Here is a 25,088-nt window from a genome sequence, read left to right as displayed (position 1 = left end):
AGATGATATATAGATATAAATCAATGTGTTAAACCATATGTTCATCAAATCATCGCTTTATCAACCATCATCAAATCCGTAGGAATATACATTATGACAATACAGGAAGCAAAACAAATCAGAATAGCAGACTATCTGCAAAGTCTGGGGTACACACCCGTCAAGCGACAAGATAGCAGCCTTTGGTACAAGTCACCGCTGAGAGAGGAAGCCGAAGCCTCGTTCAAGGTAAACACCGAACTCAACCAATGGTATGACTTCGGCATCGGCAAGGGTGGCAATATCATCGCATTGGCTTCGGAACTCTACCGCTCCGACAACGTGCCGTATCTGTTGGAGTGCATCGCCAAACAGACACCGCATCTGCACACCGCCATCCATGTACCATTTTCTTTTGGTCGGCAATCCGTTTCAGAACCGATGTACCGACATCTGCAAGTTTCGGAGTTATCCTCTCCTGTACTATTATCCTATTTGCAGGAGCGAGGAATAAGCACCGAACTCGCCAAGAGGGAATGTAAGGAACTGCATTTTGAAAACAAGGGCAGACCATACTTCGCCATCGGTTTCCCGAATATGGCAGGTGGTTATGAGGTGCGCAACCGCTATTTCAAAGGTTGTGTCGCTCCAAAGGACATCACCCATATCCGACAAAGTGGAGAACAGCCGACAACCTGTTATCTTTTCGAGGGCTTCATGGATTACCTCTCGTTCCTTTCCATCCGTGTGAGGAACAATCCGCAATGCCCCCGACTGACCACGCAGGATTATATCATCTTGAACTCCGTTTCCAATCTCGCAAAGGCGGAGGGCATATTGGCTGACTATTCCCAAATCGGCTGTTTCCTTGACAACGATACGGCAGGACGGACAGCCTGTGAGCATCTGCAAGCAAGGTTCGGGGAACGCCTTTCCGACAAGTCCATACACTATAGTGAGTATAAGGACTTGAACGACTACCTGTGCGGTAAGCCCTTGTCCCAATCGGCAGAGCCGATGAAGCAGGAGAGGCAAGTCCAATCCGCAAGGCGGATGATGCAGCCACCGAAAAAGCGAGGGCTGAAGATGTAGGGAGTGAGAACGCTTGCAGCCGTGCGGATATTTACAAGCGGAAAATACCATAGCTTATTAGGGAATTTTCCGAGCCGCATTGCAAGCAACGCTGAAAATTCCCCAATAAGCCAAAGAGGTTGCACCTCTCTGGACTCTCCCAAGCCAACGGCAGAAGCCGTACAGGAGAATAATCAACCATTGTTTCACAAGCTAAAAAAGAAAGGAAAACCATATATGGGATTTGTCGTATTACATATGGAAAAGGCGCACGGTTCCGACAGCGGAACGACCGCCCACATCGAGCGTTTTATCATACCGAAGAACGCCGATCCAACTCGCACGCATCTTAACCGAAAACTCATCGACTATCCCGATGGAGTGAAAGACCGAACAGCAGCCATCCAACACCGTTTGGAAAACGCAGGGTTGACACGCAAAATCGGTAACAACCAAGTACAGGCAATCCGCATCATCGTGTCGGGAACGCATGAGGACATGGAGCGTATCGAAAAAGAAGGCAGATTGGACGAGTGGTGTGCCGACAACATGAGCTACTTTGCCTTCATGTTCGGTAAGGAGAATATTGTGGCTGCGCACCTTCATCGGGACGAGGAAACGCCACACATACACATCACCCTTGTTCCAATCGTAAAGGGGGAACGTAAGCGCAGGAAACGGGAGGAACAGACAAAGAAACGCTACCGCAAGAAGCCGACCGACACCGTAAGACTGTGTGCCGATGACATTATGACACGGCTGAAATTGAAGACCTACCAAGATACCTACGCCATTGCGATGGCAAAGTACGGATTGCAGCGTGGCATAGACGGTTCAACGGCACGGCACAAGTCCACGCAGCAGTATTATCGGGACACACAGAAACTTGTCGATAGCCTCAAAGCGGAAGTGGTAGATTTGCAGGAGCGGAAAGAAGCGGCACGGCAGGAACTCCGCCAAGCCAAGAAAGAGGTGCAGACTGAGAAACTGAAAGGCGCAGCCACGACCGCAGCGACCAACATAGCCGAGAGTGTCGGTTCTTTTTTCGGCAGCAACAAGGTCAAGACGCTGGAGAGGGAGAACAAGAATCTGCATGAGCGTGTATCAGAACTTCAAGAAGAAGCCCGACAAAGGGAACAGCAACAGGCGAAACACATACAGGAGATAACAGACGCTTACGAGCTGCGACACCGCAAATTGTCCGAGTTTACAGACTTTGTGAAACGCTACTTCCCATATGTGGAGAAGCTGATACCGACAATAAATTTCCTGCGTGAACGCTTGGGCTTCAATGACGATATTATCCGAAGATTATGCACATTCAAGGACGTTCCCATAAAAGGCAAGCTACATTCTTCCGAGTTCAACCAAGGCTTTGAAACCCAACGTGCCGTCTGCTCCATTAAAGAGGATGAAAATGGAAAGTTCGATTTCAAGATTGATGGAGTATCACATATAAGCTGGTTCAGAAAGAAGATGAACGAGTTTAGGGAAGCTATCGGAATACCGAAACCAAGACAAAACAGAGGTATGCAACTGTAAATCAAAATAAAGTCCGTGATTGTTGAATGACATATCACGGATTTTTTGTACTTTTGCACTCGGATTGAGGCAACTCTATCCAAGACATAAGAAAAAGAAGCGTTATGCTTTCTTGTAAGTCGAGAACGTAGGAAATTCAAGACACTGCACAAGGATGGCATAGTGGTTCTCACGCATATAGCGTGGGCTGCTATACTACATTCGTGCATTTAGGTTTCCTACGACCTTCGACTTAGAATGTTGCATTGGTAGTCCACGTTTCTGCATTTGAGCATCCGCTTCTTTGGGCTAAGAAGCAAAAAAGAAAACTATATGAAACAAAAAGTTCCACTATCAAAAATGAACATGACAAAAACGCTATTATCAGTTATGCTTTGTTGCTGTTGCAGCATTATGGCTTTCGGGCAGAACATGACCCAAGAAATTGAAAAGATTATCAAAGGGAAGCAAGCGTCTGTCGGGGTAGCAATTATCCATAATGACGATATAATTGCCATTGCCAACGAGGACAAATATCCCACTATGAGTGTATTCAAATTCCATATAGCAGTGACAGCTCTGAAAAAAATGGAAGCAGAGAATATTCCGCTGGACAAAATGGTGTATATCAAACAGAAAGAAATGCTGAAAAACACGTATAGCCCGTTAAGGGATAAATATCCCGACCAAGGGATTCGTATATCTTATAGGGATATAATCAAATACACAGTATCGATTAGCGACAACAACACATGCGATTGGTTAATAAGGTTTGTTGGTGGTATTGATAAAGTGGACTCCTACATAAAATCTCTTGGGATAAAGGATATGAATTTCACGGAGACAGAGGAAAGCATGCATACGGACATTATGTTATGCTACAACAATTGGAGCACACCATTAGCTATTGCGCAATTGCTCAAGAAACTTCATACAGAAAATATTTTGACAAAAGAGCATTTTGCGTTTTTAGAGACAGCCATGCTTGATTGTGTGTCTGGCAAGAACAAACTAATAGCGGGGTTGCCTACCGATATAAAATTTGGGCATAAAACGGGACGTTCTAACCGAACTGCTGATGGCATACAGATAAGCGAGGGAGATGCAGGAGTGATATATCTTCCCAACGGTGAGAAGTGCTACATTGTCGTTTTGATAAAGGATTCTCGTGAGTCTGATGATGATAACGCCAAAATAATGGCAGATATATCAAATATAGTTTATCGTCATTTGAATAAATAAAAATCCAATTGTAATGAATCAAAGTCTCTAACATATATTTGTTGGAGACTTTTTGTTAAATTTCATATCGGAAAAGTGTGCGTTTCAATAAAAAGTAATAACTTTGCAAATGAAAGAGTTATTTGACAGTATAGCACCGCAAAACGCTGAAAATAGCACAGTTGCTAACTCGTTACCACTGTTTCTCAAATACTCAGTTAAATGTTTATTCTTCAAACGGTTATATTAAACCGTTGAAAATCTAAAATAGTAATTTTGTGCAGAGCATACGTTGAACATTATGACATGATAGAATAATTATGAATGAACAAACCAATAAGGATAGACTTGATCTTGTTTCCTTTTCATCAATCAATCTAAACGACCCTTTTTTCGACAGTCTCAAAGAAGACTATAAAGGTTTTTCTGACTGGTTTAATCGGAAAGCTGAAAAATCGGAGACCGCTTTTGTTTTAATGGATGAGGAAGGCTATATTCAGGCATTTCTCTACACTAAGATTGAAGAAGGCATTATAGAAGACGTTTCTCCTATACTTCCTTCTGCTAAACGTCTCAAGGTGGGGACATTCAAAGTTGATGCACATAATACTAAGCTTGGGGAACGATTTATTAAAAGGATTGCCGATGTCGCTATTACAGAGCGGGTAAAGGAAATCTATCTTACAATATTCCCAAAGCATGAAGCTCTCATTAAGATGCTTAAGAAATACGGGTTTATTCAAAAAGGACAGAAAGGAGACGAATTAGTATTGGTGAAAAGCTTGGTTGACACTACTGGTGATCTATTGAAAGACTATCCATTGATTCCGATACGTGGTAACAAAAAATACTCTCTAGCGATATATCCAGAATTTCATACATGTATGTTCCCTGACTCAATCCTTCACAACGAAAGAAAAGAGAGATACGAGTTAATTAAGGATGTTTCTCATACAAATAGCATACATAAAATCTATGTATCCTATATGATAGGTCTTGACAATCTGAAGCCCGGGGATTTATTAGCTATATATCGGACATCAGACGGAAAGGGTAATGCAGAGTATCGAAGTGTAGTAACATCTATATGCCGTGTAGAAGAGGTAAAAACACGTAATGATTTTTCCTCTGTAGAGGAATATATTGGCTATGCAAATGCTTATAGCATCTTTGATGAAAAGGATCTTGCTAAACTGTTCAACAAGAGGAATCTTGTAGTAATAAAAATGACCTACAATGCGGCTTTGACAACAAGGGTCATTCGAAAAGATCTTATCGAGAAAGTCGGAATTAGTCGGGATGCTTATGCTGGCTTCATAGAGCTTACAGATAACCAATTTGAGAAAATACTTAAATTAGGCAATGTCGATGAATATATTGTTGTCAATAAAGCCTGAGTTTGTTAAGGACATTTTTGAGGGGGAGAAGCTCTTTGAATATAGGAGGTCTATTTTTAAAATGACTGATATTTCTAAAGTCGTAGTCTACGCTACAATGCCCGTTGGGAAAATTGTCGGCGAGTTTCGGATTGAACGGATTATTGAAGACTCTCCTCAAGAGATTTGGCGTAAAACCTCTAAAGTTTCTGGTCTTTCAAAAAAACGCTTTGATCAGTATTTTAAAGGTAAGAAAACTGGCTTTGCCCTGCAAATTACAGAACCACGCTTATACGAAAAACCAATTGATCCTAGGATTCATAATGAAACATTTGTCGCTCCTCAGTCTTTTCGATATATAGAGGAGTGCAGTTTTGAATTATTAAAACTCAAGTGAACTCGTCCTATATGCCAACATCCTTTTATCAAGAACAGTAGTTCAGAATAAGCTTATGAATTGAATAATTTTTGACGGAGGAATTCATGGAGTTGGAAAAAGTTCTGTCTGCAAATCCATTACAGATAAACAAGATGATTTGCATTACTATTCATCCGTGAGTTAATAAACTGGGAAAACAGTAAGGACAAAGAAGTGATTGATCTTCAGGGGAATCAAGACATTTTAGTTCAGGCATTAGAGTCATTATTAGATGAAATAGGAACCAACTCCATATTGCTTGATGGTCATTTTTGTCTTTTAACTTGTAGTGGATGTATTCAAGAAGTTCCATTATCCACTTTTATCAATATGAATCCATCTCTTATTATTGTCATCTCAGCCGATGAAGAAGTGGTAAAAAATAGGCTCAAGACAAGAGACAACAAGGATTATGACATCGATTTTTTACGTGAATTTCAAAGCTGCGAAAAAGAATACGCGAAACAAGTTGCATCTGTACTAAAACTCCCATGCTTTATTTTGACAGCAGATGAATCGGATTTACTTCTTGATATTATAAATCCATATATTTGAGCGAGCATTTTTTAGTTAAATCTTCCAATTCCACTTTTCTGCCTTTGAATTATTGTGCCTTATTCTTCCCCTAAATTCACTCTCATCTCCTAATTATAAGTGCCCGTCACTTTGAACTCTTATATTTGCAAAGATATTAAGATAAAGGACATTATGGCACAAGAAGATAATTTGAGAGCATTGGGCAAGATTATGGACTTTATGAGAGGGATCTCTGTACTGTTCCTTCTCATTAACTGTTACTGGTTTTGCTATGAAGCATTCCACACTTGGGGCTTGACGCTCTCGGTACTCGATAAGATTCTGATGAACTTTCAACGGACAGCAGGGCTCTTCTCCTCGATTCTCTGGACGAAGCTCTTTTGTGTGCTGTTCCTTGCTCTTTCTTGTTTAGGAACTCGTGGAGTTAAGGAAGAGAAGATTACTTGGGCTAAGATTTGGACGGTCTTAGCCATTGGGTTTGTACTTTTCTTCCTCAATTGGTGGCTGCTGGCACTTCCGATTGGAGTCGTTGGTGCAGCTTCGCTCTACATCTTCACACTCTCTGTGGGGTATATCTGCCTGCTGATGGCTGGCGTATGGATGAGTCGCCTGCTGAAAAACAACCTTATGGACGATGTGTTCAATACAGAGAATGAGAGTTTCATGCAGGAGACGAGACTGATGGAGAACGAGTACTCGGTCAATCTGCCGACACGCTTTTACTACAAGAAGAAATGGAACAATGGTTGGATCAATGTGGTCAATCCGTTTCGAGCTTCAATGGTCTTGGGTACGCCTGGCTCGGGCAAGTCTTTCGCTATCGTAAATAACTACATCAAACAGCAGATTGAAAAAGGCTTTGCGATGTACATCTACGACTACAAGTTCCCTGACCTATCGGAGATTGCCTATAACCATTTACGTACCCATTTGGGTGCTTATAAGGTACAACCACAGTTCTTTGTGATTAACTTTGATGACCCTCGTAAGTCGCACCGCTGTAATCCCATCAATCCAGCCTTTATGACTGATATATCAGATGCTTACGAAAGTGCCTACACCATCATGCTCAATCTGAACCGCTCCTGGATTCAGAAGCAAGGTGATTTCTTCGTAGAGTCTCCAATTATCTTGCTTGCAGCTATCATTTGGTTTTTGAAGATATACGAGGAGGGGAAGTATTGCACCTTTCCGCATGCCATAGAATTCTTGAATCGACCGTATGCCCAGATATTCCCGATACTCACCTCTTACGATGAGCTGGCGAACTACCTTTCGCCTTTTATGGACGCTTGGGAGGGTGGTGCACAAGATCAGTTGCAGGGGCAAATAGCTAGTGCCAAGATACCGCTTTCACGAATGATTTCTCCCGCTCTATACTGGGTGATGACGGGAGATGACTTCTCTCTAGACATCAACAATCCTAATGAGCCGAAAGTGCTTGTGGTAGGGAACAACCCCGACCGACAGAACATCTATTCGGCTGCGCTCGGACTCTACAATAGCCGCATTGTGAAGCTTATCAATAAGAAGCATCAACTTAAAAGCTCGGTGATTATAGATGAGCTACCAACCATTTACTTTCGTGGTCTTGATAACCTGATCGCCACAGCACGTAGTAACAAGGTCGCTGTGTGTCTAGGCTTTCAAGACTTCTCGCAGCTGACCCGAGACTATGGGGATAAGGAGAGTAAGGTGATACAGAACACGGTGGGTAATGTTTTTAGCGGACAGATCGTGGGAGAAACGGCTAAGACGCTTTCTGAGCGTTTCGGTAAGGTTCTACAACAACGGCAGTCTATGACCATCAACCGTAATGACAAATCCACATCTATATCTACGCAGATGGATAGCTTGATTCCTGCGAGCAAGATTAGTAACCTTACACAAGGTATGTTCGTAGGGGCTGTGTCTGATAACTTTGATGAACGTATCGAGCAAAAGATTTTTCATGCAGAGATTGTCGTGGACTCTGCCAAAGTCTCCACCGAGATGAAGCGATACCACCCCATCCCCACAATAGCAGACTTCACCAAAGAAGATGGCTCCGATGGTCTCCAAGAAGCCATCGAAGCCAATTACAAACGTGTCAAACAAGAGGTGCTCACCCTAGTAGATAGTGAAATCACTCGCATCAAGTCAGCCCCACATCTCTCACATTTAATTAAAGATGGCTGTAATTCATAAATGCTCTTCGAGGATAGTAAAATATTCTTTGTCGTAAGATGTTTAAGCAGTCATTTCTGCTGTATTGACTAGCATCTCACTCATATTATTTAGAAGAAGGGAAATTGTCTTTTAGATCATAATTATGAAATGAATAACCAACCTGCTGAGGGACTATTAAAGACAACAAATAACTATTCTGCAAATATTCTGAAGGTATATTTCCAGCCAACCTATTACCTTTCAGCACAAATTCAGTATACTGATGTCCAGGATAACTTTTCATATCCTTAGACCATCCTCTATTTACTATTTTGGGCAAATAGCCCACCAGCTTATTATTGCTGAGATCACAACGCATTAAATGAGGTTGTTTATCTTCACCAAATCCGTCTGGAATTCTACCCTGAATTTGATTGTTATGCAAGTATATACCTTCCAATGCCTCTAGATTGACTAGCGATTGGGGAAGTTGACCAGAAATTTCATTTTTACTCAAATCAAGATAGCGTAATTCCTTTAATGTGCCTATCGTAGCTGGGATCTCTCCTTCCAACTTATTTTGTTCAAATGCTAATTCATTTAATTTTTGCAAAGACATTAGATCATCTGGTATGCTTCCCGAAAATAAGTTTTGACCACCGTATAAGAATCGTAAGTTTTTAAGACCTGAAATAGTTTTAGGTATTTCGCCTGCAAACATACAACATTCAATATCCAAATACTCGAGCATCGTTAATTTGCCTATTGATGTAGGTATTTTTCCAGAGAATAGATTATGTCCAAGCGATAAATACCTTAATTTCTGAAGATCTCCAATCTCAGAAGGAAGAGGGCCACTAAAAGTCAACATTTTTGTCACCCAATTATCTCCCATTTTCACTGCAGAAGTATTTCTCAGGTCTAACGTATCTAACTGAGATAAATTGTTTATCTCAGCTGGAATAGTCCCTGTAAAGCAACAATATGACAAGCGAAGAGTAGTCAGGTTTACCAACCCATAAATCTCTTGCGGTAAATTGCCAGTTAAACCTTCATTGTATGACAAGTCAATATGCTTAATCTCCAATAACTTGCCAATAATAGGGCTCAAAGATCCTTGTAGGTTATTCCTAGATAAGTTTAACGAAACAATTCGTTTTCTACCATCTATGTTTTCTACCGATATCCCCTCCCACATATCTAATGGCTTGTCAGAATTCCAATTCTCTCTTCTATACCATTTGTCACCACCTAGTTCCTTGTACAGCTGAACTATCGCCAAGCTATCTTCTTTGATTCCAGCAGAACCAACTCCATTCGATCCATTACCTACTTCACCATCGATATAAACTTCTGGCAACTGCTTCGTGCAACCTACGCAAAGCATGGAAGTGAAAAACAGTATGTATGTAAAATTTTTCATTGATTTATACTTTAAAAGTTCCTTGAATAAGTCATTACAGATGTGGCGGAATAAATATCCAGTATGCTTGAATTGTCATTTAAGTCACGCTTTTGATATATGATGCTAAACTGAAGACTATGTCGTTTCCAGAAGCGATATCCTGCTGAAAACCGCGCGTTATAGATATCAGCCAAAGCCTTTTTCTCTTGATATGTCCTATTTCCTGAGAAAGACAAAGAGGTAGTCAACGTATTTTTGAGCGTTCTCCACGACACAGACACTATAGGACCGACCGTCAGCATATTCAGCATAGATGAATAGTTATTGGTTGCATTGAATCCCCAATTAATATTTACATTTTGTGGGATAAAACTCATTCCATAGGATGTACTTATATTCAAAAAACGTGTTAGGTTTCCCGGTAAGATATATTGCCTCTGCTTATCTCCAGCCTCTTGGAAACTGACATTGAATCCAAACTGATCCGAACGCACTTCGGTTTGACGAGTGATCCAGTTCAGATTAAAATCAATATTATTACTTATTTGAGTGTAGTTAAGGGTGTCCAGATTATCATAGGGAGTCTGTGCATTGATGTAATCAAAAGTCGACTTCAGATTTCTATGACCCTGGAATGTGGATGCCGATAATGATGCATTGAGACGTTCGGTGGGTGTATAGTTCAAATCTATTGAGCCTACTACTCTCCTGTTCTTTTCAGCTTTGGCATTGTTCAAGTCATCTCTCTGAAGTCCTCCAGCGACAGAGAGTTGTAACTTATCATTGAAAAATGGGCGAGCATAGTTCATAGTCACATTCTCATAATCATTATTAAAATAATAGGCACCCAGAGTCTGGTAGTCTGGGCTAATACGTTCGTATGCGACACCAATATTATTCTTAAGAAAAGTATAGTTTAACCCTGCTTTTACGGCTTGATATATATTTGGTGTCGCTTGTGTCCTTATATCATTCTTCATGATGCTTATCCCATATTCGGCTGAAAGAGTCAGATTCTGAATCAAACTGATGCCTGCTTCTACGCTGAATGCCATATTCTGCTTTGGCGTAATTCCGAGGCTATCCATTACAAATGATTGATTTTTCACCTGATCCCTCGCCACCAATGCTGTGCCACCCACAAAGAATTTATCACTATCATATCTCAACTTACCACCGTATCCCATTCTCTTATAAGTAGGCATGAGGTTAGGTATTTCCGGATTATAATCTACAGCTCTCAGTAATCTCCCCCCAAAAGCCATAATCTGCCATTTATCTGGAGTCAATTCTATGCCTGCACCTGTAAATTGATGCCCATTCATCGTATAAGGACTCATACTCATAGACACATCACCGATATGAGCTTTTGCCCACTTATAGGATGGATGAAGGCTCAACCTATTTGGTAGTGACGGATAGGTAAAATTGGCTCCATAGTTATTTAAATTGATTGATAATGGAATATTTATAAGTTCATAAAAAGACAAATTTACACTTCCTGCTAGTTGATAGGTAAATGGCTGTCTACCTGTCATCTGATTTGACTTAAAATAGGTTCCGCTTGCAGAAATATTACCATTGATTTTAAATGGCTTTTTCTTATTGATATTTATTACCTCCTCCACATTCACATTCTGGGCATAAACATTGCCTATTGTCATTATGAGAAGCAGGACACAATAGAGGTGTTTTGTAGTGAAGTATTTCATCGTGCTACTATTCTTCTGGACGTTTTTCGACTTTTATATCTGTGAGTATATATGATTCAGTTCCTGCCCGCACCCATTTTTTGACTCTGATGATTCCACGTCTGCCATCTGCAGTACGGAAGAGAACAAAATGGGGGTCATCTCCCATCTTAAAAAAATCTGTATACTTACCCTCATACATGGTGAATTGGTCGAAGTCACGTGATTTTTTCAATCCATCAAAGCTTGCTGAAGTAATATTGAGATTATAGAGAGACGGCATATTGAGGACTGTTGTGACAGGTGCATTAGGTATGGCTCCAAACGCATGCTCTTTAGACTTAGATGGCGAAAAGAACATACAGTAATCAAATGTAGAGCTAAGCCCAAAGAATCCGATGTCCAGGTTACTCCCCAGTTTATTATCATCGATTTCCTTAGATGTTAGCACTTGAGATAGATTAGCAGAGTAAAAGCATCCTATACTGTTCTTTGCTTGACTGATACCGAACTTAATATCACTGTGATATAGTATCCCCGAGTTTTGTTTGACCGTTACTGTTTTTTTGACTGAGATAGGCCTTTTCCCATCATTGGCGATAAGCTCAATGACATATGTGCCGGGATTAGCGAATAGTATGCTTGTTTGATCAGCAGACTTATTATCAGCTATTGATCCCCCCTCTGCCTTCCACATATAGCTTAGTGCATTGGTGGAATGATTGGTCACGAGGACAGTGACTGGTGCTTCCCAGTCCTTATCTTTCGCTAGGGGGACTAAGTCAAAATCTGCTTTCATCGGCTCTCTTAGAGTAAATTTCCTCACCTGTTCGAAAGATTTACTTCCATTTGAGGTAATTAGTTTTATAGCTTTCTCTCCTCCTTCATTGAAGTGAATTGTACCGGGATGTTGCATATCGGAATGCGTAATCGTTGCCCCTTCGAATGTCCAACTATATGTACTTCCTCCTTGCGTTCTATTGATTATTTTGACATCAGCAGGTGCAATGTCATTGACCAGTATTTCAATGTCAAAGGCAATATTTACGGCAGAGTCCACCCTGATGGTATGCTCCACGATACGTTCTTCGACCATATTAGATACCTTCAATCGAATGATATGTTCTCCTGCTTCTACGAAAGTCACATTTTCAGGGTTCTTTGATGTCGAGGTCGATGGTGCTCCTCCTTCAAAGCTCCACTCATACTTATCTGCGCCAAAGCTCTCATTTGTGAGCTTAATAGTAACAGGTGATGTCTGATTCCCGTCCGCCAGTTCGAAGGAAAACTCGGCTGCTATTGGGGGTGCCTGCTCCTTTAAGCAAGAAGAAATTCCCACGAAAAACAATGAAAATAATATTACCAAAGGTGTTTTATATCTCATCTTCATACTTAAAACATTAAAACAAGGATTTCTGAGTCAACATATTATTAATTGTCTTATTACATTCATTCTTATTTCGATTAGTCAAAACAAATAGAGAAAACAAAAGAGAACATTTTCCACTATACTATACAAGTTAGTTAAGCAAGATTTTATACTGTCTTATTCTAAGCCAAACCATTAAAGTCAAACACATTGGAGACAGGACTATTAATGGTATAACACCGTATAAAGGACAATTGACAATGCTATTATAAATAAAAACATAAAAATATAGCAACCAAAAGAAAGCATCAAAGGCAAAATATGGGTTCTTGAATTTGCACTTGTTGAGCCTTAAAATTATAGGCACTATAATATATCCTATGAGAGCAATAAAAATGAAACAATGATATAGCCAATGTTCACCAAAATCAAGCATGAGAATTCTTCTACAACTTGGTCTATTATCCAAATAGTCCGAGAAATCTATATAAAGCCCCCTCCTAATATAAGGTTTTAAATAATCTAATTTTCCGAAAGCTCTATCAACTTTATTTGTCCAATAGTCTTCATAAATTACTGTATTCAAGAATGATAAGTAAATTATAGCAACTAGAAGGGCAAAGTAATGGAAGTTTAACTTCAAAGTTTTATTCATACTCGACTCCATCTTTGTAAAACTTTATTATCTTTAGCCAGTTCAAAAGCATAAGCGGGATCATCCTTCAAATACTTCCATATCTCTACATTTTCTGCTGAAGCCAATAGAGATTTAAGCTCTGCACCAGTTGAGTTAGATGACAAGTCTTTGTTCAGCAGTAACTTGTAGTCATTATCCCAACCTCGAATGATATCTTTGACATTTTGAGGCACTTCATTTAGCCATTGCCTCATTTCTCTTTTAATTTCTATTCCATACATTATTTACGTTTGTATTATCTCATTTTGGGCATTAAGATTTAAGAAAGGGGTTAGGTTTATTTTCGAGATAGTTTATTAGATTAACAAAACCTTCCTTGTTCAATGGGGCTTCGACGGCTTCTTCTGGATCAGAAAAACCCTCTTCAATAAAAGCTTCCAGCCCTTTCTTGTACTCTTCATATCTTTCCTCATAGCCACCCCATTTTAAAATCGCCAGCTTCTTAAAAAAACTAACAGGATATCCTCCTCCTACATTAATTTCTAAGCTTCTTTCAAAAGGTACACTTCCTACATATTTCGCCATGTTTGTAATGTCACTCAAATAGGGGAAGATAACATTCTCATGATATCGAACGCACTTTACAAATTCTTGTAGATATATTTCTAGCTCCTCTTCTGACTCCAATTGCTTTGGAAACACATAGTAATCAGAGTATGAAAAGTCATAAAGAGCTGTTATAAAATGATCACCATAATGTTTTTTTAACAATAATACATCTACGTTGTCTTCAAGAACATTTAGGAAAATGCGTTCAAATTCTTTGAAAACCAAAGTAAATCCAGCAAATGACAGTAAAGTTCCATAAAATAGAGTGCGAATTCTAGTCTCTATAGAAACATTGCTATCATCTTTTGTAAAGATGATATAATCCATTGATGCAATTCTTGACTTGTAGTCTGGTAAGTGTACCTTAGCCCACTTTTGAATATATTCTCTTTCTACTTCTATTGCCATAATCGTTTCTTTTTATTCAATTCCTATAAATTTATTTCTGCCATCACCGTACATTTTATAAAACGCCCTTAATGGTATTTCATCATCCTGTTTGATTTCTTTTGGTAATCTAATATCCAAAGCATCATATGTCTTAATATCATTTGGCTTATACGTAAGCTTTCCTCCAACCCCATTCTTGCCTTTAGCCTGCCCATATGTGAATGCTGTCGTCTTGCTTAGTTTCGTATCAACTATTACCATATCAACAACTTTACCTGTATTATTATACTTGATCCATACTTGGTCAGCAATAAAGAACTGTCCCTTTTCGGAACAAGGAGAAGAAAATCCTGGTAAGCAGAATTGTATTTGAATCAATAGCTTGCGATCATCCAAGTCAGGTACTAATGCTTTGAGGGCATTGTATTCTTCCCCACTTCTGGTTATCATTTTATTCAAAATAGCAGATTCAAATTTTTTGCCTCTTTTTGTGATATCCTTAAAGAAGTTAATCTTCGACCATCTTTCCCAATCTTTATTGTCTTTAGCCAGTTCAAAAGCATAAGCGGGATCATCCTTCAAATACTTCCATATCTCTACATTTTCTGCTGAAGCCAATAGAGATTTAAGCTCTGCACCAGTTGAGCTAGATGACAAGTCTTTGTTCAGCAGTAACTTGTAGTCATTATCCCAACCTCGAATGATATCTTTGACATTTTGAGGCACTTCATTTAGCCATTTATCCAAGTTCTGGAACAAATTCTCTCTGTTGGCTAATCTCCAGAGTTCATCCCTACTAACATTGTCGAGATTATCTAATTCGCCTGGCTCAAAAGCGTTCTTTGACTTTCTGATGATAGATCTTAGTTCTTCATCAGAATTGTCTACAGCTATAACGACACCATTCTCACTCCGACGCAGATACTTAAGACCTCTTGGTATAGTTGTCTTACTAGCATAACCTGTTGGACCGATTATAAGTAAGCTGAGTCCGGAACCAATGGCATTATCATAATCTCTTCTTACAAGACTATATCCAAGATTCAGTGCATCCGGGATGACATCAAGACTGAAAACGCCAAGCACAACAGAAGCCAGATCAAGAGTATTATATACTGGTTTATCTACGTACGACGATAGCCACCAGTCGGTCTTGTCTGTAAATGTCGCCTCTTGGTCAAAATCAAAACCACCAACTTTAGAATAGTGCAATTGTGCTCTCAGATCCTCGTATGCATACAGCGACAGATAGGCTTCATAATTCTTGTGCCCATTCTTGTTTATTTGTTCTATAAACTCCTCTTTGTACTCAATAGGTGAGGAGGCAGCCCAAGGTTCAAAGTCAGATAAAGATACCTGATTCGATAGTTGTTCTAAGAGTTGTAACTGTTCTCTCTTAGCTGCCAGATGAATTAAATCTTGCATCTTGGCTATCTCAATCGGACTACGTCTATCTTGTTCGTACCGTTGAGAAATAGCATTTTTAATATCACGTTGTTCTTTTACATACAATTGTGCCAACTCCTCACAACCTTTCTGCTTATAAGCAAAAATAGCTTTATTGAACGGATAGTTGGACTCTTCATTATAGTAAGGAATGATGTCGATAACATTTGATGCATTATAGAAACCTCGATAAATGGCTACCTTTTTCTTCGTGCTCCTAAAGACATCAAAAATGAAACGATACACACCTTCTGGTTTAGCTCCTGCTTGGTATTTGCCTTTTTCCTGGGTATGAGAGTAATCAGAACCTAAAGTACTTGCATCGTGTTCCACAGCTGAGCCCTTGGCAATACCGGGCATATAATATATTCTGCCATCCGTAAGAAGACCGTCAAGTATGACATACGGAATGGTGATGAGAATATCATTGGGGCCCAAATTCGCTCTATCAAAAAGAGATTGTGCTAATTCCTGCCAATCTGATTGACTCTCGGATAAATGATTCGTCTCTGCAAACGCAACGATGAATTTTTTAGCATTAAACAGTTCGTATGTTTTGATCTTATCTGCAAGTACTGCACCAAGAATGTCAACAGACTTGTCATTTGTGGATTTCTGCTTGTTAATCTCTATTAGAAGATTATCCAAACAGTCTTTGTTTTTTGACAACCCATCTTCGACTTTTATGCTTTGCTTTTTAGCATACTTGACATATTCTAGGGAGGTTCTGTCTATCTTGAAATAGTGTGTAGTGGCAGGCTCCTTAGCACACTCCCAAACCTCCTTAGGATGTACATTCTTTGTATCGCTATAATCAATATTTGATTTGTGGGCAATAGCATACTTGTATGTGGTACTATAGGTTAATGCCTTGCAATCATGGGTTACTCCAAACAAGTATACCTCCTCTGTGGAGGTGTCCCTCAAATTAACTATCTCTATTGGTAATGCTGGTTCACCTCTGCAGATATATGCTTTCTTATCGTAGTCATATTTATACTGCTTCTTGTTGTAAACTATACCTGGCACAGTGCCTGCGTTCGTATTATTGCCGACAATAGTCTTGCTTTCATCAAACTTAAAAGCCTGCCAATCCGGAGTGAACCAGATCTTTCCATACAAAGCAACTTCATCTGCCTTATCAAGAGCCGTGAATACAGCAGGTTTGGACATGATATTCCACTGGAATGCGGCAAGTTCAGTACCTGTACCATAGTCCATCAAGTTGTCTGTAGTACTCTGGCTCTTGGTACCTCCATACTCGTCATCAAACGTATGCTGTAGGGTAAAGAGTCCGTGTCCCAACTCATGAGCTATGGTGTGTGCCAGCTGCTTTCCGTCTGGTGAACCACTCGTGAAGACATAGCCAAAGCGACTATTGCGAGGCATCTCGCCCAACAGTGAGCCAGACTTATGCACGCCCTGCTCTCCATCCATTGAGAAGATACAGATGCCTTCTCGCTTCGTAGTCGAAGCGTATAGACGCTGTAGGGCACGCATCTCCTTACTCTCCTTCACATCCACAGACTTCCCAAAGAGTGTCTTACCCTCTATGCTCAGTAGTCCATCACCATTCAGATCCCAGCTCTTATTGAACAGGGTATCAGTATGCACCGTGAACGCAATTCCTATCGGATTATAGATTGCATTCAGTTCGCTCTCCACTGCCTTCACATCCGGAGCGTAATCATTAGTCTGAACAAGTGTCACCTCATGTCTCTGCTTCTGATAGCTGATCACGCGGAGCTTGCCGGCAGTCTTACCTTCGACAAGTCCATATACAGCGTACTCTTCACATGATTCGACACTCGGTAGCTCCAGTCGCCACTCACGATTAGTCTTATCATACTTGGCTGGGACTATATCACCATTCTCCAAGACAAAACGAACTGTCGTAGCATCTACTGAAGTATCCGAACATATGACTTTCACCACATCCTTTTCGCCGACAGGTATCAGCTTCCATGGGGCGATATATCCGTTCTTATCTAATGGCTTGTAATAGCTGTCCAGCTTAACTGCACTCTTATACCAGACCTCCTTTCCATCGTCAAAAGCATACCTGCTACCATCTCCACTGAAGGTCAAACGGAGATTTGAATTCAAGCCTTCTCGGTTGAAGTCGGTTATCTGCTCTACCTTCTTTATCTGTACAGGACGAGGACCTTTTTTCTTACGATCATCTGTTCTTCCTGTAGAATCATCGGAAGTCTCTCCTTCAGATGTGAATTCATCTGGTTCATTCACTTCATAGGTCTGACCCGAGGCATCCTTAATCAACATCGGGAAGGTCGGCTCTCCGGATTCATTCTTTGGAACAGACACATTATGAACCTCTCCATTAGCATCATAGACGGTCAATGACCCAGTAGTCGCATCATAGGTACTACCCTCCGGTATATCCGGCATCACAAAGTCTACCGATGTCGTAGAAACTTCTATCTCCACTCTATGCGTACCGCTACCTCCATCATCGATACGATCCGAATTGGCTATCTGGCTCTCGGTAGCATCATAATCTGTAAAGACCTCTCCATCGATCTGTTCTCGCTGAACATTCACACGGAGGCGATCGAAGTGAACAGCAATACGGGACTCAAATATCCATGTCAGAAGAGTGGAGCCCTTGCCCGAATACCAGCCATCACCCAAAGCATGAAGCTCTGTAGTCATCATCTTAAAGTCCGGACCTATGGTAATCGTATCACCTACCTGAAGATTAGTGATTGGCTCCTGTATACGCTCGGGGAGATTTAAGCCCTTGCCACACTCAGCCAGACGGCTCTCATTGACACTCGGAATAGTGACCTCAATAGGCGAACAAAATACGTAACGTTGGTCTGAGCCATAAGCGCCAACTCTGATCTCATACTTCACACCCAGCTTCATCCCGTTGAGCGTACTGAAGGTGTCGTAGGAGCTAGCTTCGATCCATTCATCATCACCAGCAGTGATAGGATGATACTGAATGATGTATCCTTGATGATTAGGTGAACCACTCCACTTCAGATCAACCTTGCCGTAACCGGCGGTGCCTGTCAAGCCTGTGGGAGTAGGGACTGTCTCCCGAACTTCAAACCAACCGACTTCGGTAAAACCATTGTTGGCGAACATTCCTATTTCGTCGATGCCAGCTACAGCAACGGCACGAACCTGCCAGCCATACCGTTTGTTCTTCTCCAAAAGTGGTTGCATGACACTATAGGAGAGGCGTGTCTGTCGCTGTCTGGTACGGTAGATCTCTATACCATAGGCAAATGCAGACTGAGGAGCTATACCATTATCGGGCAGCTCTTTTAGCACAAACTCGTATTCGGTACCTGATACTCCCTGATGACGTGGCATCCATTGGAACTGTACCTGAGTAAAGGGCTCGTGATAAGGAATAACCTCATTGGGACGAGGGTAATTGAGAATTGGTGGATTTTTGATATCTAACCAAGCTCTTCCGGTATGCCATGCAGAGAGAGGGCGACTGGTATGGTACTCTACAACCTGTACGGAGAACTCTGTCATACCCACTGGTAGACGGCCGTTGTCTAATCGACCACTCAGACGGATGTGGTCAGGTTGTAGATATGGGGCTATCTCTATAGAAGTGAGGCGGAGAGGAACATTGGGGGAGAGCTCAAGGATAGGATAGACGATCTCATCACGAGACTCAAGGCTGAAGTTCATCCCGTTTTTCACCCGCACTCGCAGACGTGCCTGTAACAACGGCTGCTCCAAGTCTCGATTGAGAAGTGTCACGACAAGGCGATCCTGACTACCTCCATAATAGTCAGACAAATACAGCCCATAGGGAGGAAGCACCTGTACCGTCCCATGAACTGGATAACGTACCTGCGCAACAGCTACTTGACAGTTGAGACCAACGATGGCATTCAGAATAATACACGCAAAGAGTAGCTTATGCATCCAACGTAAGCCAAACTTTATAGCACCTATTTTCATTCTTAACCGTCTCATAATCAAAAATAGCGACAATAAACCATAGGCGTATAGGTCAAACTATATTACCCCTTGCTTTATTGCACTTTAACATATAAATACTTAGTTGTATCTTATATAATAAACGTAGTTTAAATTCTATTCTAACTGTTCTATACTTTCTAATTCATATGTCCCGTTGATAACTAATTTTCCTCCAATGGATCTTGCCATTCTTAGAAGAATGCTTGCAACCTCTTTTGTCATTTTTTTTTCTATCGATATGCTGACAATTCCATCTAAATGGTCATATTTGATTATTAAATCATGACAAGATTGAACTATTTTACTTGTTCCATAAACAATAGTTCTATTTAATGAGTCAAGAACAGTTTTAAGAGCCCATTGAGGAACTTCGTCAAGATTATTTTTTCGGTAAACTCCATCTTCTGTATCTTCATACCAAACAAAAAGATCTTTGTTGTCTTTGATAAACTCCAACCATTTATTATATTCGAGACATCCAATAGGACGTTCCTTAGGGAACACATACTTTGCCCCAACTATTTCGATAATATCACCCCTTTTAATTTCCTTTTTCTTCATAATATTTCATTTAATAAAGTCTTCCAAAGCGATTATTTCAAACTTAATCTTTGGATAAACTACATTTAATTTTGTTATCCATTCTTTTTTTAATACGCTTGTTATATTTGCTTTTGGCATATAAATATGTACTTCAGCATTATTGATAAACATTCTTTTCTTATTGCTCTCTATTCCAATATTCAGACCTGTCTCTAGAAACCTAATATTCTTCTTGATTGGTTCCGAGGCCAGCCAATTCTCAACATTCGTTATTATTGTGGTCTTCATTGAAACGGCGGTTTCTGCATAAATATCAGATCCCCTTTCTATTCCCTTATAAAAATCAACACCTTTGAAATTATCTGCAATATCAGCAGTATGTTTCCAACCATCAGTTTTTGTATAGCGATAATGCCCCATAATGTCTTCGAAAATAGTTCGTCCTTCAAACATTTCCGGCAATGGATATTTTGTCTTCCAGATATTGCTGATGTCTTCTAATTTATCTGGAAGAGATTTGATGATGAAATCGTCAAGAGTATTAGATATTCGCTTAACTTTCTTTACTGCATCATTTAGATTTTCTGCCATATCTGGCATGCTGCCGATAATAGCACTTCCAGTTGTCAAAGAGAGAATAGTATTACCCACGCCTCTTGTCACAAGGTGGCTCCTCTCACCATTATCTTTGCTATTCAGAGATTTATTCCATTCCTCAAGAGTATTTCCTGTACCCATTGTTAGAATAACTTCTCCCAGTATCGAGAATAACTCTTTAGGATCCTCTCCGACTTGTTCCTTTATGCCTTCAAATTGTTGTTTTAAATTTCGTCTGGTATCCTCATCTGTAGCTATGTCATAGACGAGCATTCCAAGACTGGTAAGATCGGTTACTTTCTGAGCAACTACTTCAGTACTGCCTGTCACTAAGCCTGGTGCTTTAATAGCCGCATCTGAACTCGATAAATATACGGTTGGCTGTATTTCACCAGTCTTGAGCAAAGTAGTTGTTATTCCAATACCTTCAGAAATAACCTTGGCAAAGGTAGCGTCTATCTCTATCTTACCTCCATCCGCAAATACTTCAGACGTACTAATATAAGAGGCTCCTAAATCTGTTACGTTATTCGATTTCAGTAAAGAATTAGTTTTGCTTCTAATATTCTCAGAAATAAGTTTATGGTTTATCTTCTTGCCATTCTTATTGGTAATAGTAGATTTTAATCCAAAAGCTTGTAACTGTAAAACACCTTTTTCATCAATTGTGAAACGTGCCTTATTTGATATGTCTTCAGACCATTCTCCACTGTTAATTTGCTCATCAGAAAGAGGAGTAGTAAGTTCTTCAATATCTCCATTGTCATCCTTACGATAGACTTTACCATTCAATGCAAACTCAACATTTGACCCAAGATATTTTGATGTAGAGTCTAAATATCTACCTATTGTTGTCTTAACGTTAGAATTATCGTCTACTTCTGGGAATGTAAAGCCTTCCTTCTCGTCCTCTTGAGCTTGTTTGATACAATCAGGAGAAGCATTGTATACAAGATCTGTTTTCCAACTTTTTCCATTGACGTTATTAATGATTCGCTTGATTTTAGCAAAATCCTTACTAGTATAATTCTTAACTTCAATTAGTTGATATAGTATATAGCAATCTGGATATGGAGTTTTACGCCATATTCCGACTTTTCCAGTTGTAGGGCTGTCTGGGACATTAAATGATTCTCCATCTTGGTTCTTATAGTTGTTATTCTCCCATTTATAAACGATTCCATCTTCACACAAAAGACTATATACATAACGACCCTTTACATCAAAAAGGCGAATAAAGTTTTTGGGATAACTCTTAATGACTCTACCATCAGGAGTAAATCCTAAATACTCGCCTTCATGTAAACCGATTTGTATTTCATCTGCCTTATCAAGAGCGGTGAAGATAGCAGGTTTGGACATGATGTTCCACTGGAACGCGACAAGGTCAGTACCTGTACCGTAGTCCATCAAGTTGTCGGTAGTACCCTGGCTCTTGGCACCCCCATACTCGTCATCAAATGTATGCTGAAGCGTGAAGAGTCCGTGTCCCAACTCATGAGCTATGGTGTGTGCCAGCTGCTTTACGTCTGGTGAACCACTCGTGAAGACATAGCCAAAGCGACTATTGCGAGGCATCTCTCCCAACAGTGTGCCGGACGTATGTACCCCCTGCTCTCCATCCAGTGAGAAGATACAGATGCCTTCTCGCTTCGTAGTCGAAGTGTACAGACGCTGTAGGGCACGCATCTCCTTACTCTCCTTCACATCCACAGACTTGCCAAAGAGTGTCTTCCCCTCTATGCTCAGTAGTCCATCACCATTCAGATCCCAGCTCTTATTGAACAGGGTATCTGTTTGCACAGTAAACTCAATCCCTATTGGGTGATAGATTGCATTCAGTTCGCTCTCTATTTCCTTCGCATCTGGCACGTAATTATTTGTCTGAACTATCGTAACCTGATGTCTCTGCTTAGAATAGCTGACTACACGGAGCTTACCAGCTGTCTTACCGTCTATAAGGCCATAGACCTCATACCTCTCTCCAGACTCGACACTTGGAAGCTCTAGTTGCCACTTGCGTTTTGTCTTATCATACTTAGAAGGCACTATATCACCATTCTCCAACACGAAACGAATTGTCGTAGCATCAACAGAAACATCCGAACAAGTGACTGTCACCACATCCTTTTCGCCAACAGGTATCAGCTTCCATGGGGCGATATATCCGCTCTCGTCTAGTGGCTCGTAGTAGGTGTCTAGCTTAACTGCACTCTGATACCAAGCCTCCTCTCCATTATCAAAAGCATACCTACTACCCTCTCCGCTGAATCTCAATCGGTATTCCGAATCCAGACCTTCTCGGTTGAAGTCGGTTATCTGCTCAACCTTCTTTATCTGTACAGGACGAGGACCTTTTTTCTTACGATCATCTGTTCTTCCTGTCGAATCATCGGAAGTCTCTTCCTCAGCTGTGGATTCATCTGGTTCATTCACTTCATAGGTCTGACCCGAGGAATCCTTAATCAACATCGGGAAGGTCGGCTCTCCTGATTCATTCTTGGGAATGGGCACATTATGAACCTCTCCATTAGTATCATAGATGGTCAATGACCCAGTAGTGGCATCATAGGTACTACCCTCCGGCATATCCGGTATCACAAAGTCTACCGATGTCGTAGGAACTTCTATCTCCACTCTATGCGTACCACTACCACCATCATCGATACGATCCGAATTGGCTATCTGGCTCTCGGTATCATCATAGTCTGTAAAGACCTCTCCATCGATCTGTTCTCGCTGAACATTCACACGGAGGCGATCGAAGTGAACAGCAATACGGGACTCAAAGATCCATGTGAGAAGAGTGGAGCCCTTGCCCGAATACCAGCCATCACCCAAAGCATGAAGCTCTGTAGTCACCATCTTAAAGTCCGGACCTATGGTAATCGTATCACCTACCTGAAGATTAGTGATTGGCTCTTGGATACGTTCAGCGACATTTAAGCCCTTGCCACACTCTGCTAGACGACTTTCATTGACACTTGGGATAGTCACCTCAATAGGAGAGCAATAGACTGGACGTTGGTCTGAGCCATAAGCACCGACTCTAATTTCGTACTTTGTACCGAGCTTCATACCATGAAGGGTACTGAATAAATCGTATGAGCGTGCCTCAATCCATTGGTCCTCTCCAGCAGTGATAGGGTGATACTGAATAATGTATCCCTGATGATTAGGTGAACCATTCCACTTCAGATCAACCTTGCCATAACCAGCAGTACCTGTCAATCCTGTAGGAGCTGAAACAGTCTCCCGAACTTCAAACCAACCGATTTCGGTAAAACCATTGTTGGCGAACATTCCTATTTCGTCGATGCCGGTTACAGCAACGGCACGAACCTGCCAGCCATATCGTTTGTTCTTCTCCAAAAGTGGTTGCATGACACTATAGGAGAGGCGTGTCTGTCGCTGGCGGGTACGGTAGATCTCTATACCGTAGGCAAATGCAGACTGGGGAGCCACACCATTATCGGGCAGTTCCTTTAGTACAAACTCGTATTCGGTACCCGATACTCCCTGATGGCGTGGCATCCATTGGAACTGTACCTGAGTAAATGGCTCACGATAAGGAATAACCTCATTGGGGCGAGGATAATCGAGAATTGGTGGATTTTTGATATCTAACCAGGCTCTCCCGGTATGCCATGCTGACAGAGGACGACCAGTATGGTATTCTACAACCTGTACGGAGAACTCTGTCATACCCACTGGTAGACGGCCGTTGTCTAATCGACCACTCAGACGGATGTGGTCAGGTTGTAGATATGGGGCTATATCTATAGAAGTGAGGCGGAGAGGAACATTGGGGGAGAGCTCAAGGATAGGATAGACGATCTCATCACGAGACTCAAGGCTGAAGTTCTTCCCGTTTTTCACCCGCACTCGCAGACGTGCCTGTAACAACGGCTGCTCCAAGTCTCGATTGAGAAGTGTCACGACAAGGCGATCCTGACTACCACCATAATAGTCAGACAAATACAGCCCATAGGGAGGAAGCACCTGTACCGTCCCATGAACTGGATAACGTACCTGCGCAACAGATATGCTACCACCAAGTAACATAGACGCAATAAAGAATAACAAGAATGAAATTATTCGACGTATTATGTTGTACTTCTGCTTCATAGTTACGCTTTCTGTTGCCTTTATCGT

At 41.0% G+C, this 25,088-nt stretch carries 15 protein-coding genes; 7 read left to right on the top strand and 8 right to left on the bottom strand.

Annotation, left to right across the window (positions count from 1 at the left end; all coding sequences use genetic code 11):
• Positions 1–93 precede the first annotated feature (93 nt).
• The 7 genes from MWL85_RS07675 (at position 94) to mobC (ending at position 8,310) form a co-directional block, all read left to right on the top strand.
• Complete coding sequence (locus tag MWL85_RS07675) at positions 94–1,071, top strand: DUF8464 domain-containing protein (protein WP_048927169.1); 978 nt, start codon at positions 94–96, stop codon at positions 1,069–1,071.
• Between the two features lie 216 nt (positions 1,072–1,287).
• Positions 1,288–2,592 carry a MobV family relaxase gene (gene mobV, locus MWL85_RS07670; protein ID WP_048927168.1) on the top strand — a complete coding sequence of 435 codons (1,305 nt, stop codon included), beginning with the start codon at positions 1,288–1,290 and terminating at the stop codon, positions 2,590–2,592.
• A gap of 312 nt (positions 2,593–2,904) precedes the next feature.
• Positions 2,905–3,813 (top strand): MUN family extended-spectrum class A beta-lactamase MUN-1, encoded by a 909-nt coding sequence (locus tag MWL85_RS07665; RefSeq protein ID WP_206340447.1) that lies wholly within the window; start codon positions 2,905–2,907, stop codon positions 3,811–3,813.
• A gap of 299 nt (positions 3,814–4,112) precedes the next feature.
• Positions 4,113–5,189, top strand: a complete 1,077-nt coding sequence (locus MWL85_RS07660) for a GNAT family protein (RefSeq protein WP_244400277.1) — start codon at positions 4,113–4,115, stop codon at positions 5,187–5,189.
• Positions 5,155–5,565, top strand: coding sequence for an ASCH domain-containing protein (locus MWL85_RS07655; protein ID WP_244400276.1), 411 nt, complete (start codon positions 5,155–5,157; stop codon positions 5,563–5,565). Before MWL85_RS07660 ends, MWL85_RS07655 begins: the two co-directional genes overlap by 35 nt.
• A 195-nt stretch (positions 5,566–5,760) precedes the next feature.
• On the top strand, positions 5,761–6,141 hold the full coding sequence (locus tag MWL85_RS07650) for an ATP-binding protein (protein WP_244400275.1): 381 nt from the start codon (positions 5,761–5,763) through the stop codon (positions 6,139–6,141).
• Positions 6,142–6,294: 153 nt separating this feature from the next.
• Complete coding sequence (gene mobC, locus MWL85_RS07645) at positions 6,295–8,310, top strand: conjugal transfer protein MobC (RefSeq protein ID WP_244400274.1); 2,016 nt, start codon at positions 6,295–6,297, stop codon at positions 8,308–8,310.
• Between the two features lie 85 nt (positions 8,311–8,395).
• Here the strand turns inward: mobC and MWL85_RS07640 are convergent, their stop codons facing one another.
• The 8 genes from MWL85_RS07640 to MWL85_RS07605 all read right to left on the bottom strand — a co-directional run bounded on the left by MWL85_RS07640 (position 8,396) and on the right by MWL85_RS07605 (position 25,061).
• On the bottom strand, positions 8,396–9,694 hold the full coding sequence (locus MWL85_RS07640; protein WP_244400273.1) for a leucine-rich repeat domain-containing protein: 1,299 nt from the start codon (positions 9,692–9,694) through the stop codon (positions 8,396–8,398).
• Positions 9,695–9,705: 11 nt separating this feature from the next.
• Positions 9,706–11,304 carry a TonB-dependent receptor gene (locus tag MWL85_RS07635; RefSeq protein ID WP_244400272.1) on the bottom strand — a complete coding sequence of 533 codons (1,599 nt, stop codon included), beginning with the start codon at positions 11,302–11,304 and terminating at the stop codon, positions 9,706–9,708.
• A gap of 91 nt (positions 11,305–11,395) precedes the next feature.
• Positions 11,396–12,757: a PKD domain-containing protein gene (locus MWL85_RS07630; RefSeq protein ID WP_244400271.1), complete on the bottom strand. Its 1,362-nt coding sequence runs from the start codon at positions 12,755–12,757 to the stop codon at positions 11,396–11,398.
• Positions 12,758–13,387: 630 nt separating this feature from the next.
• The gene (locus tag MWL85_RS07625; RefSeq protein WP_244400270.1) at positions 13,388–13,654 is read right to left on the bottom strand and encodes a hypothetical protein; all 267 of its coding nucleotides are present in this window, start codon (positions 13,652–13,654) and stop codon (positions 13,388–13,390) included.
• A 31-nt stretch (positions 13,655–13,685) separates the two neighbouring features.
• The gene (locus MWL85_RS07620) at positions 13,686–14,390 is read right to left on the bottom strand and encodes a hypothetical protein (RefSeq protein ID WP_244400269.1); all 705 of its coding nucleotides are present in this window, start codon (positions 14,388–14,390) and stop codon (positions 13,686–13,688) included.
• A gap of 12 nt (positions 14,391–14,402) precedes the next feature.
• Positions 14,403–19,787 (bottom strand): zinc metalloprotease, encoded by a 5,385-nt coding sequence (locus MWL85_RS07615; protein WP_244400268.1) that lies wholly within the window; start codon positions 19,785–19,787, stop codon positions 14,403–14,405.
• Positions 19,788–19,907: 120 nt separating this feature from the next.
• On the bottom strand, positions 19,908–20,354 hold the full coding sequence (locus MWL85_RS07610) for a hypothetical protein (protein ID WP_244400267.1): 447 nt from the start codon (positions 20,352–20,354) through the stop codon (positions 19,908–19,910).
• A gap of 6 nt (positions 20,355–20,360) precedes the next feature.
• A complete protein-coding gene (locus MWL85_RS07605; RefSeq protein ID WP_244400266.1) occupies positions 20,361–25,061 on the bottom strand; it encodes a fibronectin type III domain-containing protein in 4,701 nt (1,566 codons plus the stop codon).
• Between the last annotated feature and the right edge of the window lie 27 nt (positions 25,062–25,088).

Origin of the sequence: Porphyromonas somerae, from assembly GCF_022845615.1 — a bacterium.
Lineage (GTDB): Bacteria > Bacteroidota > Bacteroidia > Bacteroidales > Porphyromonadaceae > Porphyromonas_A > Porphyromonas_A somerae.
This window is presented reverse-complemented; position numbering and strand designations above follow the sequence as displayed.

Bases quoted from the DNA above. Each gene is read 5' to 3' on its own strand.
- MWL85_RS07675 (WP_048927169.1), top strand. From the start codon at position 94: ATGACAATACAGGAAGCAAAACAAATCAGAATAGCAGACTATCTGCAA.
- mobV (WP_048927168.1), top strand. From the start codon at position 1,288: ATGGGATTTGTCGTATTACATATGGAAAAGGCGCACGGTTCCGACAGC.
- MWL85_RS07665 (WP_206340447.1), top strand. From the start codon at position 2,905: ATGAAACAAAAAGTTCCACTATCAAAAATGAACATGACAAAAACGCTA.
- MWL85_RS07660 (WP_244400277.1), top strand. From the start codon at position 4,113: ATGAATGAACAAACCAATAAGGATAGACTTGATCTTGTTTCCTTTTCA.
- MWL85_RS07655 (WP_244400276.1), top strand. From the start codon at position 5,155: ATGTCGATGAATATATTGTTGTCAATAAAGCCTGAGTTTGTTAAGGAC.
- mobC (WP_244400274.1), top strand. From the start codon at position 6,295: ATGGCACAAGAAGATAATTTGAGAGCATTGGGCAAGATTATGGACTTT.
- MWL85_RS07640 (WP_244400273.1), bottom strand. From the start codon at position 9,694: ATGAAAAATTTTACATACATACTGTTTTTCACTTCCATGCTTTGCGTA.
- MWL85_RS07630 (WP_244400271.1), bottom strand. From the start codon at position 12,757: ATGAAGATGAGATATAAAACACCTTTGGTAATATTATTTTCATTGTTT.
- MWL85_RS07625 (WP_244400270.1), bottom strand. From the start codon at position 13,654: ATGTATGGAATAGAAATTAAAAGAGAAATGAGGCAATGGCTAAATGAA.
- MWL85_RS07620 (WP_244400269.1), bottom strand. From the start codon at position 14,390: ATGGCAATAGAAGTAGAAAGAGAATATATTCAAAAGTGGGCTAAGGTA.
- MWL85_RS07615 (WP_244400268.1), bottom strand. From the start codon at position 19,787: ATGAGACGGTTAAGAATGAAAATAGGTGCTATAAAGTTTGGCTTACGT.
- MWL85_RS07610 (WP_244400267.1), bottom strand. From the start codon at position 20,354: ATGAAGAAAAAGGAAATTAAAAGGGGTGATATTATCGAAATAGTTGGG.
- MWL85_RS07605 (WP_244400266.1), bottom strand. From the start codon at position 25,061: ATGAAGCAGAAGTACAACATAATACGTCGAATAATTTCATTCTTGTTA.